Source organism: Kitasatospora sp. NPDC024654 (assembly GCF_055559155.1).
This window is the reverse complement of record NZ_JBVHLF010000156.1, coordinates 1-8,397: the sequence shown is the minus strand read 5'-3', so window position 1 is coordinate 8,397 and position 8,397 is coordinate 1. Positions and strand designations below refer to the sequence as shown.

8 protein-coding genes and 1 pseudogene are annotated in these 8,397 nt (G+C 70.9%); 5 read left to right on the top strand and 4 right to left on the bottom strand.

Features of this window, described 5'->3' with window-relative positions:
• The first annotated feature begins 760 nt into the window (after positions 1–760).
• The 4 genes from ACZ38L_RS37385 to ku all read left to right on the top strand — a co-directional run bounded on the left by ACZ38L_RS37385 (position 761) and on the right by ku (position 4,373).
• A complete protein-coding gene (locus ACZ38L_RS37385) occupies positions 761–1,654 on the top strand; it encodes a CPBP family glutamic-type intramembrane protease (RefSeq protein WP_465702175.1) in 894 nt (297 codons plus the stop codon).
• Positions 1,655–1,884: 230 nt separating this feature from the next.
• On the top strand, positions 1,885–2,496 hold the full coding sequence (locus ACZ38L_RS37380) for a hypothetical protein (RefSeq protein WP_465702172.1): 612 nt from the start codon (positions 1,885–1,887) through the stop codon (positions 2,494–2,496).
• Positions 2,497–2,711: 215 nt separating this feature from the next.
• Positions 2,712–3,110: a hypothetical protein gene (locus tag ACZ38L_RS37375; RefSeq protein ID WP_465702169.1), complete on the top strand. Its 399-nt coding sequence runs from the start codon at positions 2,712–2,714 to the stop codon at positions 3,108–3,110.
• Between the two features lie 384 nt (positions 3,111–3,494).
• Positions 3,495–4,373 (top strand): non-homologous end joining protein Ku, encoded by an 879-nt coding sequence (gene ku, locus ACZ38L_RS37370; RefSeq protein ID WP_465702167.1) that lies wholly within the window; start codon positions 3,495–3,497, stop codon positions 4,371–4,373.
• 139 nt (positions 4,374–4,512) lie between these two features.
• On the opposite strand, the pseudogene ACZ38L_RS37365 reads toward ku, so the two are convergent.
• From ACZ38L_RS37365 to ACZ38L_RS37350, 4 genes and pseudogenes are all read right to left on the bottom strand, one after another.
• Positions 4,513–4,664: pseudogene (locus tag ACZ38L_RS37365) on the bottom strand (GNAT family N-acetyltransferase); the annotation flags it as partial.
• Between the two features lie 102 nt (positions 4,665–4,766).
• Positions 4,767–5,186 (bottom strand): hypothetical protein, encoded by a 420-nt coding sequence (locus ACZ38L_RS37360; RefSeq protein ID WP_465702165.1) that lies wholly within the window; start codon positions 5,184–5,186, stop codon positions 4,767–4,769.
• 412 nt (positions 5,187–5,598) lie between these two features.
• Entirely contained in the window at positions 5,599–6,168 is a 570-nt protein-coding gene (locus tag ACZ38L_RS37355; RefSeq protein WP_465702162.1) for a 3'-5' exonuclease, read from the bottom strand.
• Positions 6,110–7,219, bottom strand: coding sequence for a hypothetical protein (locus ACZ38L_RS37350; RefSeq protein ID WP_465702160.1), 1,110 nt, complete (start codon positions 7,217–7,219; stop codon positions 6,110–6,112). Before ACZ38L_RS37350 ends, ACZ38L_RS37355 begins: the two co-directional genes overlap by 59 nt.
• 663 nt (positions 7,220–7,882) lie before the next feature.
• Between ACZ38L_RS37350 and ACZ38L_RS37345 the strand changes: the two genes are divergently transcribed.
• Positions 7,883–8,397 (top strand): hypothetical protein (locus ACZ38L_RS37345; protein ID WP_465702158.1); only part of this gene is annotated, 515 nt, incomplete at its 3' end.

The following is an 8,397-nucleotide window of genomic DNA, read 5'->3' as shown; positions in this document are numbered from 1 at the left end:
CCGCACCGACGGCCGCACGGTGAAGGCGGCCACCCTTCCGCCGCACAGCAGCTCTGCGGCCAGCTCGACCCCCTGTGTCCCCCCCCCCCCCCCCGTCCCCCCCCCCCTCCCCCCCCCCCCCCCCCCCCCCCCCCCCCCCCCCCCCTCCCGCCACCGCCTCTTCGGCCATCCGCCCCACGCGGCAACCCGACCCGCTCGCCGATGCTGTAGCTGCGGCGCTGGATCATCTCGCTCGCCCTCACCGTGCTCGCTTCACCGGAAGGTACCCGCGGCGGGCAGCCACCTGAACAACGATGCTCAGAGGCGACGCCACGGACATCCTTAGCCCCATCGCGTGGCGGCCCTCAGCCCTGCTTGTCGGGGGCGGAGAAGGTGAGTCCGCCGGTATCGAGGGATCGGCGGGCCGGGCGCGGCACCACCGGGGGCTGCTCGGTCGCAGGGGGCAGGAAAGGCGCCCGCTCCACTGGCAGCAACCGATGCCCCTCACCTTCGGTTGGCTCGTCAACAGGGGACTCGGAGAAGGGCTGCCACAGCGGGCGTCGATCACTCATCCATCCAGTCTCCCAGTTCGCCCACCCGGCCTGGCTTCCGGTCACGGGTGATCGCCTAATCGGAGCCTCCCTGAGCGTCTGCCGTCCGCCGGGATCGAGACAGACCGATTGACCTTCCGTGATCTCGAAAACCCGCGCAGCCCGGCCCCGTCGGCTCCTAACCTTGGTGACACAAGATCAGCCCGGGCTGGATGGATGGGGGAGCAAGCGTGGGAATCGTCGTCCGGCTGCTTCAGGCGTTCCCTGACCGGGCGCCGCTACCGCGTCCCCGGCTGAAACCCTTCGGCAGCACCCTGGCCTGGGCCTCAGCGGGCTACGCGGCCGTCGTGTACCTGGCGATCACCATCGTCAGTGCATGGCCAGGAGCAGAAGCGGCAGCTGCTGGCGGAGCCCCCACCGGCGCCTCCGTCCCCACCACTGGCGCGCTGAGGATGTCAGCCCTGTGGCTGGGCCTGGCCCTGCTGGCCTGGGTGTCACTATGGATGGCGGAGGCAGCCCCGGCACTCGGCCTGCGACGCCTGTCGCCCCGTCGGGTGATCGCCGCCACATGTGCGGTGTTCTGCCTAGCGGAAGTCCCCATGTTCGCCCTGGGTACGGTGCTCGATCTCGTCCGCTCCCATGTCCACGAGATTGCCTCTCACTCCGGCAGCGCCGGCCACAGCTCGCTCCTGGGTGACGTCTCGGCCTCGCTCGCGGCCGGTGTCAGCGAAGAGATCGTGGTCCTGGTCGTACCCGTGCTCGCTGCGTGGCGGATCAGCCAGCATGTGTCCTGCCCTCGCCTGCGCCGTGCCGGTCTGGTGGGGCTCGTCGTCCTTCTGACCGCCGCGCGGCTTTCATACCACGTGGAGTACGGGCTGGCCGCGGTGCCGCTGGTGCCCTGGGCGTTCATCTGCGTGCTTCTATACCTCCGGTCTCGTGCGGTGTTGCCCCTCATGCTCGCCCACGCGGGCTACGACCTGACGCTGGATCTGGTCAGCCGACTCACCCCACGGTATGGACTCACTGCTGCGGTGCTCGTGTTCGCCGTGGTGACGGCTGTCGCCTTGATCGCCGCGCTGGGGCTGACCAGACCGACAAGCCGACGGCTCCTCCCGGCTGCATGACAGCAGCCTGGGGCGGCACCCAACGAGTGCCGTACACCTCCTGCTCGTTGACGAGGTCGAGCAGGACCTGATCGAGCTGCGCAGTTGGCCTTCCGGGGTGATCGGCTGCACGGCAAGCGCGGCCTGAAGTTCAACCTTGCAGTTCACCCGCCTTCCGTACGCGCCGTAGAGTCGTCGCCACCCGCCGTACCCGTAGCAGCGGCATCCCCCCCGAAGAAGCGAGACTTCCCATGGCAAGCAGTGAAATCGGATCCACCATCGCCCTGTTGGAGCGCGAGCTCCCGACGCTGGAAGGACAGAGGCAGCGACTTGAGAACGAGTTGAACGCCGTCACCGATCGGTTGTCCGCAGCGCGGACCGCGCTGGAGAGTTTGCGCTCCCTCTCGAAGACCCCGGCACTACTCACGACGGAAGCCGTCGACGCCACCGCTGAGGAAGAGCCGGCCGCGCCCGCGAGCCGGCGCACGACCCGCACTGCCAAGGCGGCCACCACCAAGAAGGCGGGCCCGAAGAAGGCAGCCGGGGGCGGTGGGGCGAGCGCGAAGAAGGCTGTGGTCCCCGCCACCCGCAAGAGCCGCAACGTCACCACCGCACCGGCGAAGGCCGACACGGAGCCCGCCGCCCCGACTGCGGCCGGTCGCACCTCAGGGCTGACGAAGGCCATCCTGGCGCACCTTGCGGAGGCCGCCGCTCCGGTCAAGGTCCGCGAGGTGGCCCAGGCACTGGGCCGCGATGACAGTACCTCCGCAATCAACACGGTGCGCGCCTCGCTGGAGCGTCTCGTCAAGGCCTCCCGCGCCCAGCGCGTGGGCCGTGGTGTCTACCAGGCACTGGCCGACTAGGTTCACCTCCCTCCGTGGCCCGGCCAGGGATGCCGGGCCACGGATCCGGTGCTACCTCGGTCCCTGACAGCCAGTCGCAGGAGCATCGGCCGCACCCCAGGGAACGACCGGGCCCCGCCGGTTCCCGGATCTGGTCGGAACAGTCGTGCCGACCCTGCTGGGTCGCCGCTGCAGGGCTACGGCGAGATCCTGCCGAACTGAGAAGGACGGAACGCATGGCACCGGAGGGCTGGAACAGTCCGCGCCTTTCGGAGGACCTCGAACTGGTCCCGGAGAACGGTGGGCCCCGCGACTACGCGGCCCGGACGGACAAGCCGGTCACCTACCTGGTGGTGGCCAACGCCGAGGGCGTCCTCGGCTACCTGTGGGCGAACGACGCCGACGACGCCGCCGGCTTCGTCCCCCGCGAGGCCGCCGGCGACGACGCCTACAACGCCTGGAGCGCCTGGGACGACGAGTTGCGCCGGCGCAAGGAACGGGACCTGCCGCCCTCGCGGGCGCTGGCCGAGCTGGCGGAGATCCCCGGCGGCGTCCGCTGGGGCCGGGTCGTCCCGGGCGCACCGACCGAGGCCCCGACCCTCCAGGCACTGCGCGAGCTCGCCGCCCGCGCGTGACCCCGATGACGAACCGCCTGACCCTGCCTGAGGTCGAGGCCATCGCCCGCCGCGCCCACGACGAAGTCCCGGAAGGCCCGCACAGGGCCGGGACAGCGAAGGCGAAGGGCGTGTACGCCCCCCAGCGCCGACGCGATGCAGCGCCTGCCCCGGAGGTACGGCCGTGCCGGGCCTGCTCGCGAGCATGCCTCGGGTGACCTTCCCAACCATTGTGGCGGCCCTTTCGGCCACTCTCTGGCACTGTCGGGCCTCTTCAGTGTCCGGTTGATCTTGAGGGAGCGCAACCGGCCGGCTGGTGGGACGGCCGCCTCGCGGGCCTGGTGGGATGGTGGGAGTGAGGTCGAGCGGAAGGTGGTCGATGTGCCCGCGACGATCGCCCGAAAGATGATCACATTCTCGCTGGTGTCGACCCCGGTCACCATCCACGCCGCGACCAGTCGGCACCAGGTGCCGCTGCACCTGGTCCACGGTGGCGACTGCGGGGCCCGGATCCGCCAGCCGCGGGTGTGCGAGACCCACGGCGAGGTCCCCGCCGGCGACATCGCCCGCGGCTACGACCTGCCCGACGGCAGCACACTGGTCCTCACCGACCACGACCTCGCCGACCTGCCGACGCCCGACAGCCACGAGATCAGAGTGCTGGGCTTCCTGCCCGCCGGACGCGTGGACGTCCGCCACTACGACAAGGCCTACTACCTCGGCGCCGACGACCGCGCCTCCCGCCCCTACGCCCTGCTGCGCCAGGCCCTGCTCGACTCCGGCCAGGTCGCCATCGCCCGCACCGCCCTACGCAGCCGTGACTCACTGGTCGCCATCGGCGTAAACGGCGACACCCTCACCATGATCACCCTCCTGTGGCCCGACGAAGTCAGACCACCCGAAGGGCTCGCCCCGCCCCCACCCGAACTGCGCCCGGAGGAGGTGCGGCTGGCGCGCCAGCTGATGGACACCGTCAGCGAGGACTTCCAGCTGGAGCAGGAACAGGACGAGTACACCCGGGCGTTGCGGGAGGTGGTGGAGGCCCGCATGGCCGGCCTGCCCGCGCCGCACGCACCCCAGGCACGGATACTGCCGCCCGCGCAGCAGGCGAGTGACCTGATAGCGGTCCTCGAAGCCGCGGTGAAGCAGGCGCAGGAGGAGCACCCGAAGGCATCCAAGGCGCGCAAGTCCACCGCGAAGAAGCCAGCGCCCGCAAGGGCCAGCGCCCGGACGCGCGGCTCCATTCCACGAGGCAGCGGGCATGGACGAGACGGCGGCAAGTAGGCGGACGCGTTGCGCAGCCGCCGGCGGTGGAGCGGCGCAAGGGCGGGATGGCTTCGCGGATGAGCGCGACTGTCTGTGCTGGGGTGCGTCGGCCATGAGCGGAGTGTGATGTAGCCGCTTCGGAGGGAGTCGGTGGGGGTCACACCGTCGTCATGCAGACGAAGCCGAGGCCGGTCAGCCCCTCGGCCTGACACACGCGGTCGGAGGCGCACCCTCGGTGGTCTGCAGCAGCTGGTAGTCGGCGCCGCTGGTGCTGCCCCAGTGCATCGCCGCGCGCCACAGCTGCCGACCGAATCGGCGACGGCCAGCCGTGGGAGTGCGGGGTGTGCGGCTTCGTACGGATCCCGGCCCTGACCACCGCCGTGGTGTCGACCCCATCTTCGAGGACCCGTCCTACTTCACTTTCGCATCGCCGCTGGTCAGCGCACTGACGTCGGTCCCGTCGACGGCACCCGCTCGGGCGGGTGTAACGGCTTGGCGTACCGGCTGGCGTGAGCGCCAAGCGGCGACCCTGCACCGGGGGCGGTCGAACACCTTGTCCCGGCGGTGGCCGTGCCCCGGCACGAAGCGCTTCCCGCACACCGGACAGCGCTTGGAGACCTCCGCCCTGCGGCCGTCCAGGATGGCGAAGCCGATCTCGACCGCCTCGGCCTGGTGGCGCCGGGCCCGCCGGTGGGCCGCCTTGCAGGCCGGCCGGTCGAAGCGCGCATCAACGCGGGCACTCGCTGGCAGCGGCTTCCCGCAGTGCAAGCACCGGCGAACACCCTCGCCCATCCCGGTCTCGCCGGGCGGGCTCGAGCTGGCCTGGGCCATGTCTTCACCGTACACTCGCCCACTCGGGCGATCAGCCGCGGCGGCGGGCGGCAGGGTCCTGAGCGGCGACGTGCCGGACGACCGCCTCGACGCCGGGACGGGCGTCCCCGCGTCACCAGCGCTTGATCGCCGTCCCGACGGGCGACGCAAGGACGCGACGCACGAGGCGTGCGGCAGTTGCTGCGAGTGCTACTGCTCGGAGCCCGGTGGAACCGACCGGTTCCAGCCCTGCGGTCACCTGGAGCGCGAACACTGCGAGGACCGCTACTGGTGCGTGACCTGCGGGTGCGGCTGCTGACGCGAAGACGGCGGTGCCTCCCAGAACACACAGGGAGGCACCGCCGCTGCTTCTCAGGGCCCGAACACCCTACGGCCGACCTGCTGCACCGCAGCGAGCGTCGTCTTGGACCGGTCACCGCCCATCGGTCGGGCCGGAAGGGGTGACGGTGACGAGACCCTTGCTCTGGGCGATCGACTGCAGGACGCCCCATGCCGCTCGGGCGTCCCCCAGGGCGCGGTGGGCACCGTAGAGCTTGTAATCGCGGTGGCACTCCCACACCGACCGGGCTGCCATCAGGCACCACCACGAGTCTTTGCTCTCCAGACGGCCCGGGCGCCGGCCGACCGCCCGGGTGTGATGCGCGATCCGCCCCCGGTCGAAGTCGGAGTTGTAGGCCAACAGCCGCCGACCCCGGGTGATGCGGAACAGCGTCGGCAGGATCTCCTCCCAGGTCGGGGCATTGGCGACCATCGCGTCCGTGATGCCGTGGATGTGCGTCGCCCGGTTCGGCGTCTTCGGGTTGATCAGGGTATCGAGCCGCACCCGGCCGGTGTGGGCGTCAATGACCGCGATCTCGCACACCCGCCCATCCAGGTCGGTCGTCTCCGTGTCGATGATCAGCCCGGCGTCCTTCGCCGACACCTCACGGGCCGTCACCAAGGTCTCCAGCCGGGCGTTCTTCAACTCCAGCTCGCCCGCCAAGCCATCCAGCTGCGCACTGTCGGCAGCCGCCTCCTGGAGCAGGGCCCGGGTCAGCTTCTGGCCGTCCGTGCGGCTCCAGTCGACGGACCACGAGTCCCGTACGCCGTCGTGCAGCAGGTGCACGGGCACACCGTGTCGGTCGGCGAGCGCGGTGGCCAGCCGCCGCACGAGTTCCGCGCGGCTGGGCGGCTTGGCCGCGAAGGCCCGCAGCGCGGACTTCCTGCCCGCCGGAACCGCGCGCCTCCCAGTCCACCCCGTCCCGCTCGCGCAGCGCCAGCACGTCGGCGGTCAGGTACAGCTTGACCTCCACCGTGCGGATGGACCCCATCGACTTGTGGTGCGAGCCGGCCGGGGAGAGCCAGCCCGCGGCGAGCAGGTAGGGGAAGTCGCGCGAGTAGCTGATGTCGAGATAGTCCGCCGCCCGCTCGCCCGGGATGAGGCGACGGCCCTCCACCTGCTCAGCCAACTCCGTGTCCGCGGCCAGCGCCTCCACGTCGGCCAGGGCCCAGCGCCCCAGCCGGCCGGGCTCGACACCGCGCTGCCCGGCTGCCCAACGCCACTCCGTCTCCGTCCAGCCGCACCGCTGCGCCGCGCCGGTGGTGGTCAGCGAGGCCTCGATCCAGGCGGTGCGCTCGGCGACGACGGCGGCCAGGGCCTCGGTGTCCGTCCACTGCTCGGCGTCCAGGGCGCAGTAGGTCGGCCAGCCCTCGTAGTCCCCGAGTCCTCGCAGTAGGCCCGCTTCCGCAAGGGCCGGCACGTCGTCGGCGGTGACGGCCTCGATCCCGGTGACCCGGCGCAGGGTGTCGGCAATCCGGCGGGCACCGAGCGGGCGCAGGGCATCCAGCTGGGGGAGCAGCTCGGGCAGCTCGGTGCGCAGCTGGCGCACAACGGCGTCCGACCACCGGCGGCTGGGTGTGTCGGGTTCGGGGATCAGCTTGGCCTGGCGGCCGAGATCCCAGAGGTAGGTGGAGATGCCGATGACGTCGGCGGCCTGGTAGGGGCCGTGGTCGGTGCGCTTGGGCGCGGTATCGACCTGTGCGGGTGCGGTCACGTTCGTGTCCTCCGTCTCAGAGTGCGACATAAGAGCACATTTGGAACATATGGGTGATGTGCTATCAAATAGCAATGAACAAAGACTAATTGGGCCCACTGACAACAGGTTGAGTACGCGGCCCGTGGCGACGGCCGGCCCGCCACTACTGTTGGAGGGGCGGTACGCCGACGAAAGCTTGGACAAGGTTGCTCATAGTGCTGGCAAGGCAAGGTGGCCGTCCGGTGTGGCCAGCTGCCGATCACGAGGTCGCCAGGCCCGGGCCTTCTCGGGCCGCGTAGATCTGAGGGGCCAGTACGCCCGCCCTGGCACCGGCGAACGCCGGAACCTGGCCAACCAGGGCCCGCGGCCGGCAGCCGGCTGGCACCCGAGCCCGAGCCTGTGGAGTCAGCCGGTTCGTAGCGAACTGGCGCACACGGCCCGGGGGCCGGAACGTGCGATGGGGGCGGACGGCGCCGTCGTCCTTCCTTTCGCGAACGATCTCTGGCAGCATGATCGGCGGCTGGTCATACCGGCCTTGCCGGGATGTCGCACCCGGAATCGCGACATCGGGAAGGCAGAACGCAAACCTTGCAGACAGCCGTATTCCAGGTTCCACCAGTTTGATCTACGCAGCGCGTTCTCCTAGATGCGCTGGCCGGGCAGCGCGCGAAGGAAGAGACTGTGCGCGCCGACACCTGGCCCGAGAACCCCACCTTCAACGACCTCATCGCGCTACGCCGTCGAGCGACGAACGAGAGCCACCAGACCGCTCGTCAGGAACTGATCGACAACGCCGAGCTGATCCCGCGCCCCGCCCCTGAACAGGTGCCCATCGAGGCCGCCGTTCTCACTGCCCTGACCAGCGGATACGGGTTCCATTGGCCCTCTTTCACCGGCGGCCCGTACGGAATTGCCCGGCTGACCCCACGCCGAGACGAACTGATCCTCCACGTCGACCGCGGCCAGCTCGTCCGCTGGGCGGCCTCGCTCGCCTACACAGCCGGTCCCAGCGCCGAGCCCACCGGGGTACCCGGCCTGCGCTGGACCAGCGATGGCAAGGACACGGTCTTGACCCAGGACGCCGGCAGGATCGTCCTGGCCCGCACCTGCGATCGGGACTGGCACAGGGCGCTGGACCAGGCCGCGGCCGACCACCAGGGACCCGCCAGCCGGACCGCCCCCGCGCTGGTCCCGGA

Bases quoted from the DNA above. Each gene is read 5' to 3' on its own strand.
- ACZ38L_RS37380 (WP_465702172.1), top strand. From the start codon at position 1,885: ATGGCAAGCAGTGAAATCGGATCCACCATCGCCCTGTTGGAGCGCGAG.
- ACZ38L_RS37375 (WP_465702169.1), top strand. From the start codon at position 2,712: ATGGCACCGGAGGGCTGGAACAGTCCGCGCCTTTCGGAGGACCTCGAA.
- ku (WP_465702167.1), top strand. From the start codon at position 3,495: ATGATCACATTCTCGCTGGTGTCGACCCCGGTCACCATCCACGCCGCG.
- ACZ38L_RS37360 (WP_465702165.1), bottom strand. From the start codon at position 5,186: ATGGCCCAGGCCAGCTCGAGCCCGCCCGGCGAGACCGGGATGGGCGAG.